The 22,662-nt window shown below is 63.2% G+C and carries 21 protein-coding genes; 10 read left to right on the forward strand and 11 right to left on the reverse strand.

Translation table 11 applies throughout. The annotated features are described in order from the left end of the window. Positions 1 to 14: 14 nt before the first annotated feature. Positions 15 to 584, reverse strand: coding sequence for a TetR/AcrR family transcriptional regulator (locus tag FJ867_RS00070; protein ID WP_140517913.1), 570 nt, complete (start codon positions 582 to 584; stop codon positions 15 to 17). A 145-nt stretch (positions 585 to 729) separates the two neighbouring features. On the opposite strand from FJ867_RS00070, the gene FJ867_RS00075 reads away from it, so the two are divergent. Both FJ867_RS00075 and FJ867_RS00080 read left to right on the forward strand, forming a co-directional pair. After that, positions 730 to 2,043: an efflux RND transporter periplasmic adaptor subunit gene (locus tag FJ867_RS00075; RefSeq protein WP_140650641.1), complete on the forward strand. Its 1,314-nt coding sequence runs from the start codon at positions 730 to 732 to the stop codon at positions 2,041 to 2,043. Continuing rightward, positions 2,040 to 5,123, forward strand: a complete 3,084-nt coding sequence (locus FJ867_RS00080) for an efflux RND transporter permease subunit (RefSeq protein WP_140525490.1) — start codon at positions 2,040 to 2,042, stop codon at positions 5,121 to 5,123. Before FJ867_RS00075 ends, FJ867_RS00080 begins: the two co-directional genes overlap by 4 nt. Positions 5,124 to 5,276: 153 nt before the next feature. On the opposite strand, the gene FJ867_RS00085 is transcribed toward FJ867_RS00080, so the two are convergent. Beyond that, a complete protein-coding gene (locus FJ867_RS00085) occupies positions 5,277 to 5,741 on the reverse strand; it encodes a L,D-transpeptidase (RefSeq protein ID WP_140517911.1) in 465 nt (154 codons plus the stop codon). A 213-nt stretch (positions 5,742 to 5,954) separates the two neighbouring features. On the opposite strand from FJ867_RS00085, the gene FJ867_RS28595 reads away from it, so the two are divergent. Further along, positions 5,955 to 6,146 (forward strand): hypothetical protein, encoded by a 192-nt coding sequence (locus tag FJ867_RS28595; RefSeq protein ID WP_181165414.1) that lies wholly within the window; start codon positions 5,955 to 5,957, stop codon positions 6,144 to 6,146. 357 nt (positions 6,147 to 6,503) lie between these two features. Continuing rightward, positions 6,504 to 6,671, forward strand: a complete 168-nt coding sequence (locus FJ867_RS00095; protein WP_140558462.1) for a hypothetical protein — start codon at positions 6,504 to 6,506, stop codon at positions 6,669 to 6,671. 81 nt (positions 6,672 to 6,752) lie between these two features. On the opposite strand, the gene FJ867_RS00100 is transcribed toward FJ867_RS00095, so the two are convergent. Beyond that, the gene (locus FJ867_RS00100) at positions 6,753 to 7,454 is read right to left on the reverse strand and encodes a response regulator transcription factor (RefSeq protein ID WP_140500617.1); all 702 of its coding nucleotides are present in this window, start codon (positions 7,452 to 7,454) and stop codon (positions 6,753 to 6,755) included. Positions 7,455 to 7,499: 45 nt separating this feature from the next. Between FJ867_RS00100 and FJ867_RS00105 the strand changes: the two genes are divergently transcribed. Together FJ867_RS00105 and FJ867_RS00110 are read left to right on the forward strand one after the other, a co-directional pair. Further along, positions 7,500 to 8,273 (forward strand): response regulator transcription factor, encoded by a 774-nt coding sequence (locus FJ867_RS00105; protein WP_181167426.1) that lies wholly within the window; start codon positions 7,500 to 7,502, stop codon positions 8,271 to 8,273. 160 nt (positions 8,274 to 8,433) lie between these two features. Next, positions 8,434 to 10,521: a sensor histidine kinase gene (locus FJ867_RS00110; protein WP_181168296.1), complete on the forward strand. Its 2,088-nt coding sequence runs from the start codon at positions 8,434 to 8,436 to the stop codon at positions 10,519 to 10,521. A gap of 130 nt (positions 10,522 to 10,651) precedes the next feature. On the opposite strand, the gene FJ867_RS00115 is transcribed toward FJ867_RS00110, so the two are convergent. Continuing rightward, a complete protein-coding gene (locus FJ867_RS00115) occupies positions 10,652 to 11,062 on the reverse strand; it encodes a hypothetical protein (protein WP_140500616.1) in 411 nt (136 codons plus the stop codon). Positions 11,063 to 11,501: 439 nt separating this feature from the next. Between FJ867_RS00115 and FJ867_RS00120 the strand changes: the two genes are divergently transcribed. After that, positions 11,502 to 12,704, forward strand: coding sequence for an aromatic ring-hydroxylating dioxygenase subunit alpha (locus FJ867_RS00120; protein WP_140500615.1), 1,203 nt, complete (start codon positions 11,502 to 11,504; stop codon positions 12,702 to 12,704). 74 nt (positions 12,705 to 12,778) lie between these two features. Here FJ867_RS00120 and FJ867_RS00125 read toward each other — a convergent pair whose 3' ends face one another. Together FJ867_RS00125 and FJ867_RS00130 are read right to left on the reverse strand one after the other, a co-directional pair. Next, positions 12,779 to 14,197 carry an aminotransferase gene (locus tag FJ867_RS00125; RefSeq protein ID WP_140525487.1) on the reverse strand — a complete coding sequence of 473 codons (1,419 nt, stop codon included), beginning with the start codon at positions 14,195 to 14,197 and terminating at the stop codon, positions 12,779 to 12,781. A 26-nt stretch (positions 14,198 to 14,223) separates the two neighbouring features. Then, on the reverse strand, positions 14,224 to 14,469 hold the full coding sequence (locus tag FJ867_RS00130; RefSeq protein WP_140525486.1) for a hypothetical protein: 246 nt from the start codon (positions 14,467 to 14,469) through the stop codon (positions 14,224 to 14,226). A 63-nt stretch (positions 14,470 to 14,532) separates the two neighbouring features. Between FJ867_RS00130 and FJ867_RS00135 the strand changes: the two genes are divergently transcribed. Genes FJ867_RS00135 through FJ867_RS00145 form a run of 3 tightly spaced genes read left to right on the forward strand, consistent with a single transcriptional unit; the run spans position 14,533 to position 17,382 of the window. After that, positions 14,533 to 15,450 (forward strand): ABC transporter permease, encoded by a 918-nt coding sequence (locus FJ867_RS00135; protein ID WP_140517906.1) that lies wholly within the window; start codon positions 14,533 to 14,535, stop codon positions 15,448 to 15,450. Further along, entirely contained in the window at positions 15,447 to 16,271 is an 825-nt protein-coding gene (locus FJ867_RS00140) for an ABC transporter permease (RefSeq protein WP_140525484.1), read from the forward strand. The genes FJ867_RS00135 and FJ867_RS00140 overlap by 4 nt, the downstream gene beginning before the upstream one ends. 37 nt (positions 16,272 to 16,308) lie before the next feature. After that, on the forward strand, positions 16,309 to 17,382 hold the full coding sequence (locus FJ867_RS00145) for an ABC transporter ATP-binding protein (RefSeq protein WP_140666492.1): 1,074 nt from the start codon (positions 16,309 to 16,311) through the stop codon (positions 17,380 to 17,382). On the opposite strand, the gene FJ867_RS00150 is transcribed toward FJ867_RS00145, so the two are convergent. The 5 genes from FJ867_RS00150 to FJ867_RS00170 form a co-directional block, all read right to left on the reverse strand. Next, entirely contained in the window at positions 17,346 to 18,656 is a 1,311-nt protein-coding gene (locus FJ867_RS00150; RefSeq protein WP_181168297.1) for a flavin monoamine oxidase family protein, read from the reverse strand. The two genes, FJ867_RS00145 and FJ867_RS00150, sit on opposite strands and share 37 nt — an antisense overlap. Beyond that, positions 18,653 to 19,729: an extracellular solute-binding protein gene (locus FJ867_RS00155; RefSeq protein WP_140816211.1), complete on the reverse strand. Its 1,077-nt coding sequence runs from the start codon at positions 19,727 to 19,729 to the stop codon at positions 18,653 to 18,655. The genes FJ867_RS00150 and FJ867_RS00155 overlap by 4 nt, the downstream gene beginning before the upstream one ends. A gap of 110 nt (positions 19,730 to 19,839) precedes the next feature. Then, positions 19,840 to 20,940 (reverse strand): ABC transporter substrate-binding protein, encoded by a 1,101-nt coding sequence (locus FJ867_RS00160; RefSeq protein WP_140816213.1) that lies wholly within the window; start codon positions 20,938 to 20,940, stop codon positions 19,840 to 19,842. 33 nt (positions 20,941 to 20,973) lie between these two features. After that, on the reverse strand, positions 20,974 to 21,660 hold the full coding sequence (betI, locus tag FJ867_RS00165; RefSeq protein ID WP_140525480.1) for a transcriptional regulator BetI: 687 nt from the start codon (positions 21,658 to 21,660) through the stop codon (positions 20,974 to 20,976). A gap of 27 nt (positions 21,661 to 21,687) precedes the next feature. After that, positions 21,688 to 22,488: a class I SAM-dependent methyltransferase gene (locus FJ867_RS00170; RefSeq protein ID WP_140558445.1), complete on the reverse strand. Its 801-nt coding sequence runs from the start codon at positions 22,486 to 22,488 to the stop codon at positions 21,688 to 21,690. Between the last annotated feature and the right edge of the window lie 174 nt (positions 22,489 to 22,662).

The raw sequence follows: 22,662 nt of genomic DNA on the forward strand, positions 1-22,662 counted from the left end.
GCCCTGATGGTCCGTCAGGGTCGCTTGGCCCGGGCAGGACCGACATCGGGCGATCCGGCGATTTCCAGCAGCGACGACACCAGCAATTGCCGCTCGTCTGGGGAAAGCACGTCCGCGTCGAACAGGTTCATGCTGCGCAGGCCCTCGATGGCGAGATAGCAGACCAGCAGCGACTTGAGATCCGGCGTCTCGCTCTTCAGTCGTTGGAAGAGTTGTCGCTTGAACGTCTTTATCGGCGACATGAAGTCCGGATCCTCGGCGATCGCCGAAAATATCCACGACGCCGATGGCTGCTTGTCCTCGCAATCCTTGGCCGAAAGCCTGATGTAGACGGCGAGCGGATTTGCGCCATTGTCGTTGCTGCTGGCGGTCTCTAGCGCCTGCTCGAATTCGCGCAGATAGCCTTCGACCAGGCCCTGCATCAATTTGGCCTTGGTCGGGAAATTGTAGAGCAGTCCGCCCTTTGATACGCCGGCGCGGCTGGCGACGGCATCCAGGGACAGGCTACCGGGACCGGATTCCCGTGCGACGTCCGCCGCCGCAGCGAGAATCCTCTCGCGCGAGTTCGTTCGTTGGGCTTTCATGGCGCCTCCCATCGCAAGCTTAGGCCCAATTGACAAGACCGTCCAGACGGTACAGTAAGACCGCGGTCATTTGAAATCGGGGCCCGCAGTCGATATGTGTCCCGATATCCGCGCTTCGCGCCGGATTTCGACTGAGGGGACTTCCTTGTTCAAGCGCATACTCCGTTTCGTTATCATCATTGTTGTGTTGGCCGTGCTCGTCATCGTGGTCGGCGGCATCGTCGGGTTCAATTTCCTGCGTGACAACGGCATCAAGCAGTATTTCGCCACGATGAAGCCGCCAGCGGCAACCGTGTCGACAACTATCGTCAAGCCGTCGAACTGGACGCCGGGCATCGAGGCGATCGGCACGGTCCGCGCCGTGCGCGGTGTCGACCTGACGGTTGAGACCGCCGGCATCGTCAAGGAGATCCCCTTCCATGCCAACGAGAAAGTGGCGGCCAATGCGGTGCTGCTGCAGCTCGACGACGCCGTAGAGCGTGCCGATCTCGCGGCACAGAAGGCGCAGGCGGCGCTCGATCAGACATCGCTGACCCGTGCACTCGAACTGACCAAGCGCGGTGTCGGCTCGGACTCGACCTTGGACACCGCACGTGCGGCCGCGTCCGCCTCGGCATCCCAGGTCAACAGGCTTCAGGCAGTGCTCGACCAGAAGCAGCTGACGGCGCCCTTTGCTGGAACCGTCGGCATCCCGAAGATCGATCTAGGCCAATATCTGGCGCCCGGCACCGCCGTGGTGACGCTGCAGGATCTCGACACGATGCGGGTCGACTTCACGGTTCCCGAACAGCAACTGCCGCTGCTCAAGATCGGGCAGACGGTTCGGCTTGGCCTCAGCGGCGGCGACATGCCTTTTGCCGGGACCATTCGCGGTATCGATCCCAAGATCGACCCGTCCAGCCGGCTGGTGAACATCCGGGCGGAAGTCGCCAATCCCGAAGGCAAGCTGACCCCCGGCCAGTTCGTGCAAGTGCGTGTCGAACTGCCCGAGGAGCAGAATGTGCTGGCGCTGCCGCAGACGGCGCTGACCACCAGCCTCTATGGCGACTACATATTCGTGGTGCACCCGGCAAAGCCCGCCGAGGCGCAGCCGACCAAGCCGGAGACAAACCCCGCCGCGGCGGCGACCGACAAGCCGGCGGACGCCAAGCCCGCGGCCGATGCCAAACCGGTCGAAGCCGCGAAGCCTGCCGCCGATGCGGCAAAACCAGCGGACAAGGCCGCCGCCGATCAGGCCAAGCCGGCCACGGGGGGCGAGCAGCCTGCCCTGGTCCTGTCGCAGGTATTCGTCAAGCCCGGCCGCCGCAACGAGGGCATGGTCGAGATCGTCGAAGGCCTCAAGGCGGGCGATGAGGTTGTCACGGCAGGTCAGAATCGCCTCTTCAACGGCATGTCCGTCAACGTCGACAACACCATCGACCCAACCAAATCGGCGAACAAGCAGGCCGACCAGCAATGAGCGTTTCCGATCTCTTCATTCGCCGGCCCGTCCTCTCCACGGTCCTTGCATGCATGATCCTGCTCCTGGGTTTCCAGGGCATATTCAGCCTGTCGATCCGCCAGTATCCGAAGGTTGACGAAACCGCGATCACCATCACGACGGCCTATCCGGGCGCCAGCGCCGACCTGATCCAGGGCTTCATTTCCGCTCCGATCGCGCGCGCCGTCGCCTCGACCGAGAACATCGATTACGTCACGTCGTCGAGCCGACCGTCCTCCAGCACCGTGACTGTGCAGATGAAGCTCGGCTCCAACCCGGACGTCGCGCTGACCGAAGTGCTGTCCAAGGTCCAGGGCGTGCGCGGCACCTTGCCGGACGCCTCCAAGGATCCCGTCATCGTCAAGGGCACGGGCCAGCAATTCGCGATGATGTACATCTCGATGCAGAACCCGAACATGACCAAGGAGCAGCTGACCGAGTATATCGAACGCGTCATCAGGCCCCGCATGTCGACGGTCGAAGGCGTCGCCGACGTGCAGATCTTCGGTGCCCAGGAATACTCGATGCGGGTCTGGATCGATCCGGTCAGGCTCGCCGCGCGCGGTGTGACCGCATCGGAAGTGCTGACGGCGATCAACAACTCCAACTTCCTGTCGGCGCCCGGCAACACCGAGAACGAATATGTCGTCTCCTCGATCACCGTGCGCTCGACGCTCCAGACGCCGGAAGCCTTCGCCGAACTGCCGCTGCGCTCGACCGACGGCAATGTGGTGCGGCTGCGCGATGTCGCCCGCGTCGAACTGGGCGCCGAGAATACCGACACCAGGGTTTCCTTCAACGGCAAGCCAGGCACCTTCCTCGCCATCTTCCCGACCCCGGCTGCCAATCCCCTGACCACGGCGGCGGCGCTCACCAAGCTGGTGCCTCAAATCCAGGAGACGTTGCCGAAAGGCATGACGATCGAGATCGTCTACGACGCGACCGGGCAGATCAGCGCCTCGATCGACGAAGTGTTCAAGACCATCGGCGAGGCCGTTGCCATCGTCGTCGTCGTCATCCTTTTGTTCCTTGGCTCTTTCCGTTCGGTGATGATGCCCATCGTCACCATCCCGCTGTCGCTGATCGGCGTCTGCTTCCTGTTGTTCGCGGTGGGCTATTCGATCAATCTTCTGTCGCTGCTCGCCATGGTTCTGGCGATCGGCCTCGTCGTCGACGACGCCATCGTGGTGGTGGAGAATATCCACCGCCACATGGAAGAGGACCACATGTCGCCGATGCAGGCGGCCTTCAACGGCATGCGCGAGATCGCCACCGCCATCGTCGCCATGACCATGACGCTGGCCGCGGTGTTCGCACCATTGGCCTTCACCGGCGGCCTGACCGGCGCGCTGTTCCGCGAATTCGCCGTCACGCTCGCCGGCTCGGTGGTGCTGTCGGGCGTGATCGCCATCACCATCACGCCAATGATGTCGGCGCGCCTGCTGAAGTCCGGCACGCCAGGCCGTTTCCAGCGCATTGTCGACGGCACTTTCGCGCGGGTCGAGCACGTCTATGAGCGGGCCGTCACCGGGTCGCTCAACTATCGCCCGCTGACGCTGATCATCGTGCTGGCGCTTGTCGGGGTGACCGGCTTCATGTTCACCAAGACCTCAACCGAACTGGCGCCGGAAGAAGACCAGGGCTTCCTGCTCTCGCTTGTAACGGCGCCGCGTTATGCGACATCCGATTACACCGAGACTTACGTCAACCAGATGCTCGGTCTGGTGAAGGATATTCCCGAAACGCGGGCGCAGTTCTCGGCCGTCGCGTTCGGCGGCACGACGAACAGTGCGTTCGTCGGTTTCGCCTTCAAGGACTGGGCGGAGCGCAAGCGCAACTCGAAGGAGCTGCAGGCCGACATCACAGCCCGTCTCGCCAAGGTGGCGGGCGTCCAGGCCTTCGTCTTTGCGCCACCGACGCTGCCGGGCTCCGGCGGCGGCCTGCCCATCGCCCTGGTGGTGCGATCGACCGGCGACTCCTCGGAAGTGTACGACGTGGCCGAGAAGATCAAGAACAAGGCACAGGCCTCCGGCCGCTTCATCGTCGTGCAGAATTCGATGGCCTATGACGCGCCGCAGGTGACGGTGACCATCGATCGCGACCGCGCCGCGGCGCTGAACCTGCCGATCGCCGATATCGGCCGGACGCTGACGCTGCTGGTCGGCGGCGCCGAAGTGGCGCAGTTCGACCGCGACTCCAACAGCTACGACATCATCCCGCAGGTGCCGAAAGAATTCCGCGACAATCCCGAAAAACTCGGCGAGTACTTCGTGCGCAGCGTAACGGGCGAGATGGTGCCGCTGTCGGCGGTGGTGAAGATCTCGACCAATGCGTCGCCGGCCGCGATCGAGCAGTTCAACCAGCTGAATTCGTCGACGATCTCGGCGCTGCCGCTGCCCGGCGTCACCACGGGCGATGGATTGAAAGTCCTCGAGGACATAGCCAGGGAGAGCCTGCCCGACACCTTCTTCATCGACTATTCGGGCCAGTCCAGGCAGGAGAAGGAACAGGGCAACACGATCCTGATCGCCTTCGGGGCGGCCGTCATCGTCATCTATCTGGTGCTGGCGGCGCAGTTCGAAAGCTTCCGTGATCCGCTGATCATCATGATGGCGGTGCCGCTGTCGATCTTCGGCGCCATCGTGCCGCTCAATCTGGGCCTCGGCACACTCAACATCTACACGCAGGTCGGACTGATCACGCTGATCGGCCTGATCACCAAGCACGGCATCCTGCTGGTCGAGTTCGCCAACCAGCAGCGCGAGATCCACGGTATGCGGCGACGCGACGCCATCATCGCTTCGGCCAAGGTGCGGCTGCGGCCTATCCTGATGACGACGGCGGCGATGGCGCTTGGCGTGGTGCCGCTGATCACGTCCAGCGGCGCCGGCGCCGCTGCCCGCTATTCGATGGGCCTGGTCATTTTCACCGGCATCCTGGTAGGCACCATGTTCACGCTCTTCGTCGTGCCCATGTTCTATACCTTCATTGCCAGCAAGGACTTGCCCCAGCTGGCCGAGAAGCCGGATCCCAAATTGATGCCGGCATTGCCGAGCTGATGGAAACGGCATTGCCGAACTAACAAAAACTAACAAAGAAAGAGGCCGGAAACGTCCCGGCCTCTTTTTTGGCTGTGCTCGATTACCGCGGCAAAATGTTCCGGCGGGAGCCCTGAACGGATATGGCTGCTGTGCCGATCCGTTGCCAGCCAGCTACTTGACGATGACGATGCTGGTGTTGGCCGGCCCGAAGGTTTCGACGAGCTGGTAGAAATCGGCGGCATTGTCGGGATGCAGCCGCACGCAACCATGCGAGGCCGGCCGGCCAAGCCGCTTGATGGCATAGGTGGCGTGCACCGCATAGCCGCCGCTGAAGAACACCGAATGCGGCATCGGCGCGTTGTCGTACTTCTTCGAATACCACATTTCATGCATGCGCGTCGGCTTAAACGAGCCGGTCGGCGTCACATGCGCCCTGTCGCCGGTGGAAACCTTCCAGGCGAAGGCCGGGCGGCCGTCGACCGAGACTTCCATCACCTGTTGCGAAAGCGAGACGCGCGCCACGATCTTGTTGGCGGCATGCGCGGTACCCGTGCCGGCGCCGAACAGAAGCGCCGCACCCGTCAGGGCAGCAGCGGCGGTGATGTTGATGAGCTTGGCGGAAATAGCAGTATGCATGATGTCCCTCTCTCTGCCGGGCTGGCCGGCCCCAAATTCGATGAGCGGCTTATCGATGCATCATGTTTCGGAGAGATTTCGTGAAATGCTCGTTTGTGTTTCGAATATGTTTCCTCTGGTTAACGGGCCAAAGTTCCCAAATGGCGGACATTGACGCTGTCACCCTGGACAGGAGTAGGCACATAGGTATCCAGCCCGAAACGAAAGTTCGGATTGGCCAAACTTGAAAGGTTGGAGCCCTATTTCGAAACAGAATCTGCAACAAAGCGCATTTTCGGCGGCATGAAGCGGATACAGGCCGCCGGCAGAGTTGACGTAACGAAAGCAGACGGCAACGACCACGGGAACGAAAACGAACATGCGGTCCTGGTTTCTCGGGATCAGCATCGCAGCAGCAGCCATTAGCGGCGCCGGCACGGTTTGCCGACGGTTCCATGGCCAGCCTCGCGGCGATGAGTTCGAGTGAGATCTCAACCCTCTATACCGTCCTGTTTTGTGCCACGGTCTGGATTGTTCCAGCCTGCGCATCGTCCGGCTCAAGGCCCACTGGCGGGTTGGCCTTCGGCTGCTGGCATTGCGCGGCCCCTCCGGCAACTTGCTGCTGAGAGGACCGAAGGCCCGCGCCGTGACGGGGGGCTCCGTAGACGGCGCGGGCACTTCGGGAGTTCCTGAAGTATGCCGAGGCGTCACGCGCCCACCCAAGACGGGCGTTGGTCTTCGGAAAACAAGCTGCCGCAACATGATTTACTGGGGATTGACGCAATGAAAACGAAACTTGCAGCTTCGGTGCTTTCGGCACTGCTCTACGCACAGGGCCTGCTCGGCTTTGCCGGGCTCGCCACCGTGCTCTTGAAAGAGCGCGCGCATGCAGGCGAGTTCGCGGCAGGCAGCGACATGCCGCCGGGGCCATCGCTACTGGTGGTGCGCTGAAGGCAGGGCAATCGGGCCCGAGGTGAAAACCGGTTTGGAAATCCGATGCTCAACCAGAGGAATTGCGTGAGCGCCCGGCCGTCAATCGGCGAATTGCGCCGGCGGATCGAAACGGTAGCCGGCGCCGCGTATGGTGATGATGGCTTCCGTATCGAGCTTGCGGCGCAGCCGCACGATGCGCGAATCGATCGAGCGGTCGAAAGCGTCGACATTCTCGGCCGGCGCCGCCGCGATTATGTCGTCGCGCGTCAGCACCTTGCGGGGACTGGCCAGGAACAGCCGAAGCAGCGCCACCTGGCCGGGCGAAAGCTGCTCCTCCGTGCCCGAGCGGTGCATGACGATGGCCGACCTCAAATCGACTGTCGCGTTCTCCAACACGATCAGTTCCTGGGCGGCCCTGCCCCGCCGCGTCAGCAGGCCGCCGACGCGGGCGGCGAGTTCCCTGACATTGAGCGGACTTTCGATGACGTCGGCCGCACCGAGCTCGAGCGCCAGCACCTTGTCGACGAGGTCGCACGGCCGGCAGATCAGGATGAAATCCGGTCCGCCTTCACCGCCCCCGCCTTGGCTGCCATAACGCCTGAGCAGATCACGTCCCTCCGCCTGGCTGAGGCTGTCACCGACGACGACCACGTCGACGCCCTTTCCCGCCAGCATGGATTCCGCTTCCCAGGGCTGGCGCGCCTGACGCACGTCGTGGCCTCGCCGCTCAAGGTGATCGGCGAGTTCGGTCGCCACCACGTCGGCGACGCAGATAAGCCCGATAACGGCGCGTGCAGCCATGTTTTCCAACCATTTCCTGGCAACCCGATATGAGTGCTGGACATCATGTTTATACCCAATCTACTTTCCACCGAAAGTGGGAGCGAGCGCATCGTGCGGGCAAGAATTTTAATTGTCGAGGATGAGCCCGATCTAAGAGAGGCGGTCGCCGAATATCTCGGCGCCGCCGGCTATGACGTGGCGACCGCCGAAACCGCGGCCGCCGCGCGCAGCCTGGTCGAAACGCAATCATTCCACCTCGCCATCCTCGACATCGCCATGCCGGGTGAGGATGGGCTATCGCTCGGCCGCTGGTTGCGCTCGAGACTGCCGATCGGCATCATCTATGCCACCGCCGCCGGCACCGCGCTTGATCGCATCGTCGGACTTGAGCTCGGCGCCGACGACTACATCGTCAAACCCTACGAGCTGCGCGAGGTGCTGGCCAGGGTCCGCAGCGTGCTGCGCCGGGTTCCGCAGCACGCGCCGATGCACGGCCAAAAGGCGAGCGATCCCCGCCGCTCCGTCGCTTTCGGCTCCTTCCAGGCTGATCTCGACGGCAGGCTGGTCACCGGCGCCAACGGCGCGGTGATCGACATGGCCAAGAGCGAGTTCGACGTGCTGGAGGTTTTCCTGACCCGCGCCAACCGGCTGCTGACACGTGCTGCCATTTCCGAAGCGATCGGCCTCACCGAAGATCCGGAATCCTCGCGCGCGGTCGACATTCGCATCATGCGCCTGCGCAAGAAGATAGAAACGGATCCGGCCAGCCCGAAATTCCTGCGCACGGTGCGCGGCGAAGGCTATATCTTCTCGCTGCCGGCCGGCGACGGCCACTAAGTGGGCGCGGGGGATTGCTCCCGCGCCTGTGCTGGTCTGTGGACGGATCCGTCGCAATACTTGTCGCCCAAAAACGCTCTTGGTTTTGGGACAACGCATAAAAACAAGGATTTGAGACGCGGCGCATGAAATCCGCTTGGCACCGCAACAATGGCTGAAAATGATCGCTGAAGCAGCAGGCACGGACATGCAAGACGGCCGGCAAGGCGCGGCGATGGCGGCCGTGCGCGTGGTGCGGCGGCTGCGCGAGGCCGGCGACTGGCAGCGCGAGATGGAAGCCATACTGGAAACGCTTTGCCGCGCAATGGACTGCCAGCGCGGCATCCTGTTCCGCCTGCGCGAACTGCCCGGCCAGGGATTTGCCCAGTCGGTGGCCGCCTACTGGATCGATCCCGTGGTCGGTGGCGAGCTGGCCTCGCCGACGGTGATCGTGCAGTCGATCATCAACGCCGATCCGCTGCTGGAACGGCTGCAGGAGGATGAACGGCAGGGCAAGATTTTCGCCGGCCATACGCGCGACCTCGAGGGCTTCCTGAGAGCCGACTTCGAGAAACAGAGCATTAAGTCGTTCCTGTCGGTGTCCGTATTCGCGCATGGCCACCTGTGGGGGACGCTGGCGGTCAATGACTGTGTCGAGGAGCGCGAATGGACCGATGAGGAAGAAGCGACGCTGCATATCATCGCGCTGGCCATCGGCGACGCGATCGAACGCTCGCCCTCCGACGCCCACGCCAGCGAGGTCATCCGCCGCACCATGCTGCAAGCCTCGCTCGATGCCATCCTCGTCATCGACGAGACCGGCTCGATCGTCGAATTCAATCCGGCCGCCGAGAAGATGTTCGGCTTCCTGCGCAGCGATATCCTCGGCAAGGACCTGCTCGACACCATCGTGCCGATCTATTACCGTAAGGGCTATGCGTCGGGGGCCGAATACATGTCCGGCCGCGGCGCGCCAATGGTCGGACAGCGGCTCGAGACGGTGACCCAGAACGCCGCCGGCGAGATTTTCCCCATCGAACTGACGGCGACCGAGATGCGAGTCGCCGACCGCCGCCTGATCTTCGGCTCCATCCGGGACCTGCGCGACAAGCTGCGCGCCGAGGAGGAGATCAATCGGCAGCGCGAGAAGTTGCACCAGAACGAGAAGATGGCGGCGATGGGTTCGCTGCTTGCGGGCGTCTCGCATGAGCTCAACAACCCGCTGGCCGTGGTTGTCGCCCAGTCGACGCTGCTGCACGAATTCGCCTCCGATCCGCAGACCAAGGTTCGCGCCGAGAAAGTTCGCGCCGCCGCCGAGCGCTGCGGCCGCATCGTCAAGAGCTTCCTGTCGATGGTCCGGCTGCATCCGACCGAGCGGGCCGAGACGGACCTTAACCAGGTGATCCGCGCGGCGCTCGAGGTGACCGCCTACGGCGCGCGCTCGAGCGGCATCATCATCGACACCGATTTCGCGCCTGGCCCGTTGCTGGCCATGGCCGATGCCGATCACGTCACCCAGGTGGCCGCCAATTTCCTCATCAACAGCCAGCATGCGCTGGCAGGCATAGGCGGCGACCGGCTGATCAAGGTGCGGACCTTCCGCAGCGAGCGCGGCGATCCCGGTTTCTCGGTCGAGGACAATGGGCCTGGCGTACCGGAAGCGATCCGGTCCCGCATCTTCGAATCCTATTTCACCACCAAGCCGGTCGGCGTCGGAACCGGCATCGGCCTGTCGATCTCGAAATCGATCATCGAGCGGCACAATGGCAATGTCTGGTTCGAGGAAGTGCTGCCAAGTGGCGCCCGTTTCGTCGTCCAGCTGCCGGCCATTGTAGCCGGCGTCGCCATCGCCGGCGAGGGCCAGCCGCGATCGAGCGGGCTGCGCCACGCCTTGATCATCGATGACGAGCCCGACGTCGCCGGTTCGCTCTCCGACATACTCGAACTGATGGGCATCAAGTCACGGATCGCGCCCCTCTGGGACACGGCCACAGCCATATTGGCTGGCCACATGCCGCCCGACATCGTCTTTTCGGACCTGCGCATGCCTGGAACAAGCGGCATGACCATCTATCGAGAGTTGCTTGCCGAAAGACCGGAACTGGCGCGGCGTTTCGTGCTGGTCACTGGCGACCTGATCGGCGCCAAGGCCGAAATCGAGGCGCTGCCGCTACTGCAGCGTCCGCAGATCCTGGAGAAACCGTTCAGCACGCTGGATGTGCGCAGCGTGCTTTCCGCCATTGCCGACCAGGTGGTTTCCAAGGGATAGACCGTACCAACCGGTTAAAAAAGCCCCCGGCCGACATGCGGCGGGAGTCGAAGGGAGCGCTGGACGCGCTCGGGGAGCGCCGCGGCACGTTCCAAAGCGGAGCCGCTTCGGAACCATGTTTCAGTCGAACTCAGAAAATATTCGGCGTATTGGTCAGCGGCGCGGCATTGGCGATCATCCGGACCGCACGGGCTTTGTGGGCTCCGGACTGCTCGGCTATGGCCCGCAGGCAATCGACGCTCTCGGCGCCCCAGGCCTGACCCTTGCAGGCAAAGTCGACCATCGACATCGGCAGGCGTGCGGTTCTGGTGGTGGTCATTGCGCCGCCGACGACGTTGGCCGGTGGATTGAGCGAAGCAAAGGCCGGGCCGACCGTCGGCGCGAACGCCATGCCGGCGAAGGCGCAAGCAGCCAGCGCCATGAACATCGCCATGGGGTGGTCGCTGGCGCGCTGGCGCAACGCCAGCTTCGGGCGGCGGCCAACGCGCTCCGGAGCCTGGGACCGGCGGTCGTTGCTGGCAATCTGAACTTTCGCATGCATCATCATCCCTTTCGCTGACTTTCTTTTTTTTATAAAACGAACTTAGTCGCGCTCTGTATCAGCGGAAAGCTGGCGTGAATCTGATATTGTAACCGCCTTGAAACGGCACCCGCGGCAGCCCCCACCAACTGGGCATCACGCGCCCGCTTGCCGATCTCGGCTCGGCGGATCGGCAAGCGGGCAAGACGCGCGGCGACGCCTTTTGCCTCGGCTTCCGCCGTGGCAGGATTTGCTTCGAAACCTTGCCGGAACCAAGCTTTGAAACCCGGGCTAACGCCCGGATTCTCCGGGGTTTTCGGGGCCAGCCGTCACATCGGATTGGATTGAAATCGGCGCGCCAATTTTCTTTCGAGAATATGCTTGTTTCCACAAGCCATTGCATTTCAATGAAAAATATGATTATATTGAACGGGTATTCAATAAAAAGAAGAGACGTTTTATGAACCCGCATCTCCGTGACGTGGCCATTCCCAACGATTGGGACCGGCGGGGACTGCCTGGCTGGAGCTACCATTCCGATGCCCTCCTCGAACTCGAGAAGGAGCACGTTTTCCGTAACCACTGGCAGATCGCCGGACATGTCAGCGACATCCCTGACGCCGGCGACTACCTGGCCATGGACGTCGTCGGCGAACGCGCTCTGATCGTGCGCGGCAAGGACGGCGTCGTGCGCGGTTTCAACAATATGTGCCGCCATCGCGGCAGCCGTGTCGTCGCCGACAGCCAGGGCAATTGCAAGAACGCGCTTGTGTGCCCGTTCCACGGCTGGGTCTACAATCTCGACGGCACGTTGCGCGGCGCTGCCCGCCCGCGTTCCTTTCCCGATCTCGACAAGACCGAGTTCGGCCTGATGCCGCTCGATCTGGAGGTCTGGATGGGCTTCATCTTCATCCGCTTCCGCGCTGGCGGCCCGCAGCCGTCCGTCGCCGAGCTGATGAAGCCGATCGAGCCCGAATTCTCGCACTACAAGGCCGCCGACATGGTGCCCTCCTGGGGCATCTGGACCCAGAAAACTCCGGTCAACTGGAAGTCGGTGCGCGACGTCGACAATGAGGGCTATCACGTCGCCATGGCGCACCCGGCTCTGCAGGACCTCTATGGCGCGACCTATTTCGACGAACCCTTCGTCAACGGCGTGTCGCGCTCCTTCGCCAGCTACAACCCGCATGCCGGCCGTCGCTGGAGCGTCAGGAACTACGTCAAGATCGCGCCGGAGCCGGCGCATCTGCCGGACTATCTGAAGAAGGCCTGGGTCTATTATGGCATCTTCCCCAATGCCGTCCTCTCGGTGATGCCGGAATCGGTGCAGTTCTATCAGGAGTTCCCGCTGTCGACGGGTGAGACCCTGCTGCGCGGCGCCATTTACCGCTATCGCGACGAAAGCCGCGAGCAGGCCGCGGCCCGCTATCTCTCCTTCCGCATCGACCGCGACACCATGTCGGAGGATGTCCAGCTTTCGGTGTGGTCGAACGAATCCATGCTGTCGGAAGCCTTCGAAGGTTTTTACCTCTCCGACCTCGAATACGGCGTGCGCACCCACCACGACCACCTGCGCAGGCAGATCCCTGTGCTTGGGCTCGAGACGGCGCCGGAAGAAAAGGACATGTGGAATTTGAACGACGCGCTGCGGTCGCGTGGATAGGCGACGCCGATAATTGGCGAAACCATCGGTGAGAGCGCTCCTCTCCCAGTCCTATGCGGGGCGAAGAAAGAACGTCATCCCCGCCACACCCCTTCTTTCCTGAGATCATCCATCGTGCGCGAAATGCCCTCGCGCAAAATGCCGACCATGTCGTCGATCTGCTCGCGCGTGATGACCAGCGGCGGCGACATCACGCACATGTTGATCAGCGGCCGCACCAGCAGGCCGAGCTCGTGGCAATGCGCGTCGATGCGTTTGCCGACATCCTTGTCGAGCTGCAGCGGGTCCTTGCTTTCGCGGTCGGCGACACATTCGACGCAGCCCATCAATCCCAGCCCGCGCACCTCGCCGACCAACGGCAATTCTTCCAGCGTCTTCAGCTGCGCCTGGAAGTAGGGCGCGACCGCTTGCGTATGAGCAAGTACGCCCTGTTCCAGAAGGTCGAGATTCCTGAGCGCCACTGCGCAGCCGACCGGATGGGAGGTGTAGGTCAGGCCATGGCCGAACATCGCGTCGGGATGGTTCGACCGGCGCAGTTCCTCCAGCAGCCGTTCCGATATGATGACGCCGCCGAGCGGGAAATAGCCTGACGTCACACCCTTGGCGAAGGTGATCATGTCGGGATCGATGCCGAACACATCGCCGGAGGCGAAGACATGGCCCAGCCGTCCAAAGCCCGTCACCACCTCGTCGGAGACATAGAGGATATCGTTGTCGCGGCAGATCTCGCGAATGCGCTTGAGATAGCCGTCCGGCGGCACGATAACGCCGCCGGAGGCCTGCACCGGCTCGCCGACGAAAGCGCCGATCCGGTCAGCACCGACTCGCGCGACGGTGTCGCGGAACTGGTCGACGAGGAAGTCGGTGAAATCAGCCATGCTCATGCCCTGCGGACGACGGAACGGATCGGGCGAGGACAGCTTGATCACCAGCTCGTCGGCGCCGTCCATCCAGTCGCGGTCACGCGGGCGGCCATTGAGCGAGGCCGACAGATAGGTCGAGCCGTGATAGGCGCCGCCGCGCGACAGGATCAGCTTCTTCTCCGGCCGGCCCCGCACATTGTTGTAGAACTGCATGAAGCGCAGCGCCGTCTCCACCGCCGAGGAGCCGCCTGTGGTGTAGAAGACGTGGCTGAGATCGCCAGGCGCATGACCTGCTATGCGACCGGCAAGTTCCGCCGACGGCGCGTTCATCGTGTACCAGGGCGTATTGTAGGACAGTGCCATCGCCTGGTCGTACATCACCCTGGCGAGCTCCTCGCGCCGATGGCCGACATTGACGCACCACATGCCGGCCGGCCCGTCGATCAACCGCTTGCCGGTGCCGTCGGTGATGTAGATGCCGTCGCCTTCGCCGATCAGCGCGCGCGCTTCCGCGCCGACCGAACCGGCATACGGCCAAGGCTGGACGAGATGGCGCCTGGCCAACTCGACGGCATCGGCGGCTCCGGCTCCGGCCATTTCGCTCGCCTTCAGGTCCCTCGCAGCCGCCATCGTCATCTCCACATCACTTGTCGAATTCAGGATTTCGAAATTTGGCCGGCAATGCTGGAAATTTCCGGCATAATCCCCACAATGTTGAATGTCCGTTCAATCAATATCTCAGAAATAGCGCTTGATTTCAATCCGCGGATGCGGGCATGATGAAAGAAAGCCGGCAAGCTCGGAGCGCGATCAGCAAAACTGGTCACCGGTTTTGCGTTCGATCGCGCTCCAAAACAAAATTGGGAACAAACAGCCGGCGCCAGTCCAACGGGATACCGCATGGCGGGACGCTCCAGGCCAGCAACCGAGATCACAGCCGGAGCCCTGCCCCCCGGAGTCTGGCAATGACGGCGGCGGTGGAAGGGTCGCCCCCGTTGCGCATGACGCGGGCCAGACGAAATGCCCTTCTGCAATCCGAACCCGTGCAGGGCTTTGCCCTGATCAGCCCAACCTTTCTCTACGCGCTCATCCTCCTGGTCCTGCCGATCCTGGTGGTCATCGCCCACTCCTTCTGGACGCAGAACTATCTGACCATCGACCGCACCTTCACGCTGGAAAACTACCGCGTCGCCCTGACCGAGCCGATCTATCGCGATCTGTTGTGGCGCTCGCTGTATATCTCGCTGACGGTCAGCTTCTTCACCGTCGTCCTGGCTTATCCGATCGCCTATTTCATTTCCTTCCACGGCGGCCGCCACAAGAGCCTGTGGCTGTTCCTCATCACCATCCCGTTCTGGACCAGCTATCTCCTGCGCGTGATGTCGTGGAAGGTCATTCTCGGCTATAACGGCGTCTTGAACTCCGGGCTGATCGGCCTCGGCATCATCAACGAGCCGTCGACGGCGCTGCTCTACAATTCGAGCGCCGTCATCATCACGCTGACCCACGCCTGGGCGGCCTTCGCCATCCTGCCGATCTTCGTCTCGCTGGAGAAGATCGACCGGACCCTGGTGGAGGCGGCTACGGATCTCGGCGATGGTCCCTTTCGTTCGTTCCTTCGCGTGACTTTGCCGCTGTCGGCGCCAGGCATCATCTCGGCGGCGCTGATCGTGATGATCCCGACGGTCGGCGACTATGTCACCCCCAAACTCGTCGGCGGCAAGGACGGCGTCATGATCGCCAACGCCATCCAGGCGCAGTTCGGCAAGGCCTCGAACTGGCCGCTGGGCGCCGCCCTTTCCGTCACCACCATGCTGGTCGTGACGTTGATGGCCGGCGCCACGGTGCTGGTCATCCGTGCCGCCCAGAGGCTTGCGCGATGAGCGCGGCGCGACGTCTGCTGCCGGGCGGCTGGCTGTCGGCCTACGCCTTCCTCTATGTCGGCTTCCTTTATCTGCCCGTGATCTTCCTGCCGATCTTTTCGATCAACACTGCGGCCACACCGAAATTCCCGCTGACCGGCTACACCCTCAAATGGTACGAGGACCTGCCCAACACGCCGGCGCTGCTCGACGCCACCTGGAACAGCCTGATCGTCGGCGTCTCGGCGTCCGTCCTTTCGACGGTTCTCGGCATCCTCGCTGCCCGCTCGATCACCCGCTACCGCTATCCCGGCCGGCGGGCCATCAACGGTCTGATCATGGCGCCGCTCGTGCTGCCGGAAGTCATCGTCGCCATCTCGATGCTGCTGGTGATGCTGCAGCTCGGCTTGAGCCTCTCTCTGTTTACCGTCGTGCTCGGCCATGTCCTGGTCTGCATCCCCTATTCGATGACGGTGCTGACCTCCGGCTTCGAGGGTTTCGATCGCAGCCTCGAGGAGGCCTCGGCCGACCTCGGCGAGAGCGCCTTCGGCACCTTCCGGCGGGTGACGCTGCCGATGGTGGCGCCGGCAATCATCTCCAGCCTGCTGGTCTGCTTCACCATTTCGCTGGACGAGTTCATCATCGCCTTCTTCCTGACCGGTACCGAGGCGACGCTGCCGATCTATATCTGGGGCCAGTTGCGCTTCGCGGCGAAACTGCCGGGCGTGCTCGCGCTCGGCACGCTGCTGCTGGTCGCCTCCTTCCTGCTGATGACCGTCGCCGAAATCCTGCGCCGCCGCGCCGCCAGACGCACCCAGAACGAGGGAGGGCTTTATGCCTGAGCAGGCCCCATCCGCACGAACCCTGTCCGAACGGACGATGATCGAGATCAACGGCGTCACCCGCAGCTACGGCGCCTTCAAGGCGCTCGACGATGCGTCCTTGACCATTCGCGAGGGCGAATTCTTCTCGCTGCTCGGCCCGTCCGGCTGCGGCAAGACCACGCTGTTGCGCATGATCGCCGGCTTCGACAACCCGACGAGCGGTTCGATTTCGGTCGGCGGCCAGCCGATGGAAGGCATTGCGCCCAATCGCCGACCGACCAACATGGTGTTCCAGAGCTATGCGATCTTCCCGCATCTCAACGTCGAGCAGAACGTCGCCTATGGCCTGAAGCGGCTGAAATTGCAGGGCGGCGAGGAGAAGCGCCGCGTCGAGGAAGCCCTGGCGCAGGTCTCTCTCACCGGCCTCGGCAAGCGTCTCGCCACCGAGCTGTCCGGCGGCCAGCGGCAACGCGTCGCGCTCGCCCGCGCGCTGGTGATGCGGCCCAAGGTGCTGCTGCTCGACGAGCCGCTGTCGGCGCTCGACAAGAAGCTGCGCGAACAGATGCAGGTCGAGTTGCGCCGCCTGCAGCAGGCCGTCGGCATCACCTTCGTGCTGGTCACCCACGACCAGTATGAAGCGCTGGCCATGTCCGACCGCATCGCCGTGATGTTCGGCGGCAGGATCGCGCAGGTCGCCTCGCCCAAGGAGATCTACCAGCGGCCGGTCAACCGCCAGGTCGCCGACTTCCTCGGCGGCATGAATTTCGTCAAGGCCGAGATCGTCGAGGAGAACGGCGGCTCGCTGGTCGTCGACACGCTGGGCTTCGGCCGTGTGAAGACCGACAAGCCGAAGGCCTTCGTGCGCAATGGCGGCGGTGCCACGCTCGGCATCCGCCCGGAGCGCCTGCGCGTCCTGTGGGACAACGCGACGGCCAAGTTCGAGGTTGCCGGAAAGGTGGTCGAACGCCACTATTTCGGCGAGATCACCCATTTGATCGTCGAGATCCCCGGCCTGGAAAAGCCGCTGTCGGTAACCGAGACCAACGATTTCGGCGCCGACGATATTCCGGTCGGCACTTCGATCCGCCTTGCCTACGATCCCGAAGCCCTGGTGGCGATGGCGGATTGACGGTTCGCGATGATCTTTCGCGCCGCAATGCGACCGGCAACGATCGCCCCTTCGACATAGCCGGGGAATGACGGCGACAGCTCCGACGATGCGAAATGAACAGGCGGCGCGCCGGCCAGGAGCACAGGTTCGGCATCGGTCGCCGCGACGTCGACGATGAGGTCGCTGTAGCCGCCGCCGCTCCAGCGGTCATGCGTCCAGTCGCGCTGGCTGAAACCCGCGATTTCGGCCGCGCCGGGGCCGAGGGCTTCCACCAGTTTCCCGGTCACTTCGGCGCGCAGTGCCGCCTCGCCAAGCTCACCCCAGCGCAAGGCGAGCGGGCCGCCGACGAAGACGACCAGCGCCGCGTGGCCTTCATCCGGACTGGCATCGCAAGCGAACAGCCCCGGCGGGTCGCGCCACATCACCATGCCGCTCAAGCCGCGGCGGCGCCAGAAGGCAGCGGGGTAGCGCACCAGCACCTTGATCACGGCGCCGCTTTCCCAAACGCCGAGTGCCTTCGCCAGGGATTCGGGCAGAGCGGGTGCGAAGTCCAGTTTCGCCGCCATGACCGGCGGCACCGCGACAAGTGCCGCCCGCGCTTCAATGACACCCGCCGCCGAGATGATGCGAACGCCTTGCGGCCCATGCTCGATGCATGAAACGGCTGCGTTGAGCCACAGCCGGTCGCCGAGATCGCTGGCCAGGTCCTCGGCCACCGACTGCATCGTCTCGCGCAGGAAATACTGGAGCTCCGGCACCTCATTGGTGATGCGCCGATCATTGTCGATCAGGTGCCAGAGCGGCAGTTTCTCCAGCGTCAGGCACCACAGGCCTTCGATCATCGAGCGGAAGGCTGCCTTGGCGGCATCGGCATCATCCTGCCGGTCGAGCCAGGCGGCAACGGTCAGCCCGGCAATCGAGGGATCGTCCGGCGCGATCGCGTTCATCCGCTCGCGGATCGCCATCGAACCAGAATAGGTTCGCTTCGCGTCGGCGGCGGAGATCGGCGGCTGGGCGATAAACGCGCCCTCGACATGGGTTTCGACCAGCATCTTGCCGCGCGCTTCGACAAGCGCCATCAGCTCCGGCATGTCCTCGCACAGGAACTGGCCGCCACTGTCGATGCGCTCGCCGGAACCGATCTCCGCCGACTCGACGCGCCCGCCGACACGGGCGCGCGCCTCGAGCAGCACGAAATCGACGCCGGCCTTTTTCAGCTCGAGCGCGGCCGACAGCCCGGTGAAGCCGGCGCCGATGATGACGACATCGGCTCTTGTGGACTCGCTGTTCAATAGCCGGCCTTGATCTTCTCGAACTCGGCGACCATGCGCTGCTTGAGCTCCGGCGGCACCGGCTGTTGGAACAGCGTCTTGTCGAGGAATTTGTCGAGATCGTCGAAGCCGCGGTCGGCCAGCACCTGGTGATCGACTGCGGCCATGCCGGCACCGTTGCCATGGCCGTAGCCGAAGGTCTTGACCATATAGTCCGACACCCCGGGCGCGTTGACCGCGTTCAAGAAATCATAGGCCTGGTCGAGCTTGCCCGGCGCATCCTTCATCAGCACATAGCCGCACACCCAGGTCGAGATGCCTTCCTTGCTGTCGCGGTTCATGGCGATCGGCAGGCCTTGCCCCTTCAGCGTCACATAGGTCTCGTTCCAGCCCCAGACGAGATCGACCTCATTGCCGATGAAGGCCTGGTTGAGATCGGTGTCGTCGGTCCAGTAGAAACGGATGTTCTTGTGCACGTCGCGCAGGAAGGCGGACGCCTCCTGGAACTGGGCATCGGTCATCCCTGTCCAGTCTTTCAGCCCGATGACGAGACTCGCCAGCGCATAGGCGTCGTCGACATTGTCGCCGATGGTGACGCGGCCCTTGAACTTCGGGTCAGCGAAGATCCTGAGCGATTGCGCCTGCTCCGGCGTCACCTTGTCGGTGCGGTAGAGAAGCGAGGTGTTGCCCCAGTCGAACGGCATGAACCACGCTTTGCCGTCGTCGGTGGTGGCGAGATCCTTCATCGCCATGATGCCGGGATTGAGGTCTTTCCAGCCTGCTATCCTCGACGTGTCGAGCGGCTGCAGCAAGCCCGCCTCGCGCCACTTGACCACGCTTTGCGAACAGGGATGCGCGATGTCGGCCTTGAAGCCGGCCCGCATCTTCTCGAAGGCCTCGTCCTCGTCGCCGAAGAAGGCGAAGGTCGGCTCGGCGCCGTATTTGGCGGCATAGGCGGGGTGCAGCAGCGGGTCCTCATAGCCGGACCAGTCGAACACGACGAGGTCGCCGCCACCTTCCGCCCAGGCATAGACGGCGCCGGCGCCGATCACGCAGGCGGCGGCAAGGGCAAGGCGGCGTAGCACTGGCTTCATGGTGCGAATTCCCCCGTCGCGAAAGGCTGCCGCGAGGTTATGAGAATTCGCCTCTCTTGGCGAGCCCGTCCACCCACCATCTCCGCAGGCGGACGGGCGGCCGAACCGGCTCAATATCCGGCTTTGATCTTCTCGAATTCGGCGATCATCTTGAGCTTGAGCTGCGACGGCACCGGCGACTGGAACAGCGTCTTGTCGACGAATTTCTGCACGTCGTCATAGCCTTTTTCCTTCAGCACGGCCTGATCGACGCCGGCCATGCCCTTGGCGTTGGCCTGGCCATAGCCCCAGTCCTTGACCAGCACCTTGGCGGTTTCGGGATCGTTGACGGCGTTCAGATAATCATATGCCTTGTCGACATTGCCGGGCGCATCCTTGAACAGCACATAGCCGCAGACCCAGGTCGAAATGCCTTCGTCCGTGTCCTTCTTGGCCTTGATCGGCACGCCGGCGGCGACCGATTGCACGGTGGCGTCGTTCCATGCCCAGGCAAGATCGACCTCGCCGCCGCTCAAAAGCTGCACCACGTCCGTTGTGTCGGTCCAGTAGGAGCGCACGTTCTTATGCACCTGGCGCAGGAAATCCGACGCCTGCTTGAACTGGTCGTCGGTCATCTTGGTCCAGTCCTTGACGCCGATGGCCAGGCTTGCCAGCGCATAGGCGTCGTCGACATTGTCGCCGATCGAAACCCGGCCCTTGAACTTCGGATCGGCGAACGCCTTCAGCGACTGCACGTCCTTGGCGTCGACCTTTTCGGAATTATAGGTGAGCTGGGTGTTGCCCCAGTCCCAGGGCATGAACCAGGCCTTGCCATCGGCGGTCGTGGCGAGATCCTTCATCGCCATGATTCCGGGATTGAGATCTTTCCAGCCTGTTATCTTCGATGTGTCGAGCGGCCGCAGCAGGCCGGCCTCGCGCCATTTCACCACGCTCTGCGAGCAGGGATGGCCGAGATCGGCCTTGAAACCCGAGCGCACTTTTTCGAACGCCTCGTCCTCGTCGCCAAAGAAGGCGAAGGTCGGCGAATCGCCGTTCTTCTCGACATATTTCGGATGGAAGCTCGGATCCTCATAGCCGGACCAGTCGAACACGACCAGGTCTTTGTCGGCGGCAACCGCCAGGGCTGCGGCCGAGGCCGCCAGCACGCCGGTCAATACCAGGGTCAATGTCAGGCGTCGGGCCAATGTCAGCCGCTGGATTGATGTCTTCATTGCTGTTCCATCCTCTTTTATTTATCGATTGCTTCATGCCTTGCGACGGGTGGCGGCTGCTCCCTGGTAATGTTTGGGGAATGCGGCCGACAGGAATTCGTTGGCTGCCTGCAAGGCGCTCTCGCGGGTAGTGTCTTCGGTGCCCATCATCAAGCGCAGCCACAGTCCCTCCAGCATCGCGCTGAGCGCCAGCGCCATGACCTGCGGCTCATAGGCATAGCCGCCGCTTTGCTTGAGCGTCGCGCAAAGCTCGATGAAGATGTTCTGGTAAACGGCATCGCGGGCGCTGCTCAGCGCCTGATAGGTCGGCCGCGACTTGGCCTCGCCCCAGAAGGCGCACCAAGCCGCCAGCTTGCGCTTGTTGCAGATCGAACGGTCGAAATCGGCCGCGACCAGGGTCCGCAACTGGTCGGCGGGATCGTTCCCCGCTTTCTCCAAGGCATTGCGCCAATGCGCCGAGTACTCGTCATACATATGCTGCAAGGTCGCGATCAGCAGTTTTTCCTTGCTCTCGAAATGGAAATTGACGATGCCGCGCGACAGGCCCGCGCCATCGGCGACGTCGGCCATCGTCGTCTCCGAATAGCCGCGCTTGGCCAACGAATCGATCGTCGCCTCGATCAACTGAAGCTGCCTGACCTCCTTGGAAGCCTTACGCCCGCGTTTCTCGGGTTCGCTCGATGCCTCGGCGGACTGCTCTTGGCGTGCTGCAATTTTCATGGGTGCGGTCATGCTCCACATCGCCGGCTAGCCGACCATCTTCGGTTTTTGCCCGCGAAGATGAGTGGGACGGTGCTCGCCACTGTCAAGCACCTTCTGCATGGCCTCCCAGGTTCGTATGTTCTTGTCGACATAGGCGGCGCCCACTGCCGCCGCGACCGTCGGATAGAGCGGCCCCTTCAGCCTTTCCAGTTCGCCCCGCGCCACCTCGCGGTACCAGGGATTGCGGTCGCGAACCGCGATCTCGGCAAAGCCCGCCTGGCGCATCGCCTGTGCGTAGCGCGCCGGCGAGGCCATCGCGAAGGACAGCCCTTCGGCGGCGACATAGGCCTTCATCTCCGGTGATGGTTCGCCGTCATGCGAGATCATCCAGTTTGATGCCGCAAAGGCGCCGCCGGCCTTGAGCACGCGGAATATCTCCGCAAACAGCGCATCCTTGTCGGCGACATGCAGCAGCGCATCCTTGGAGAAGACGACGTCGAAGGACTGATCCTCGAAAGGCAACCGCCCAGGCGGCGCCTGGATGAAGCTGGCGCGGTCGGCAAGCCCGCGGGAGGCTGCCCGGCGCCTGGCCGTTTCGATCACCGGCCGCTCAACATCGAAGCCGGTGACGTGCGCGGCGCCATGCCGTTCGACCAGATGCAGCGTGATGCCTCCGGACCCGCAGCCGATGTCGAGGATGGTCTTGCCTGCGAGCGAAAGCCCCTCGAGCACGCGGTCGACTTCGTCGGGCCCGCCCGGCGACAGGTAGCCGTCGCCCCACAGCGCCTCGAGGAAGCGGATGGCGGCTCCGTCATACTCCGGCTCGGCCTCGGCCGTTTCGATCATCAACCCTCGATCCCCAATCGACGAATGTCCGTCTCGAACGCCTGCAAAGCCTAGCCCATGTCTGGGAAAACGCAACATCATTTGTTGAACATTCATTCAATATAGCTGGACAAAACGACGACTACCATGCCAAGTTTCGCGCATTGAGGGGACGGATTACGCCAAAATGAACAG

Origin of the sequence: Mesorhizobium sp. B2-5-3 (assembly GCF_006441005.1) — a bacterium.
Lineage (GTDB): Bacteria > Pseudomonadota > Alphaproteobacteria > Rhizobiales > Rhizobiaceae > Mesorhizobium.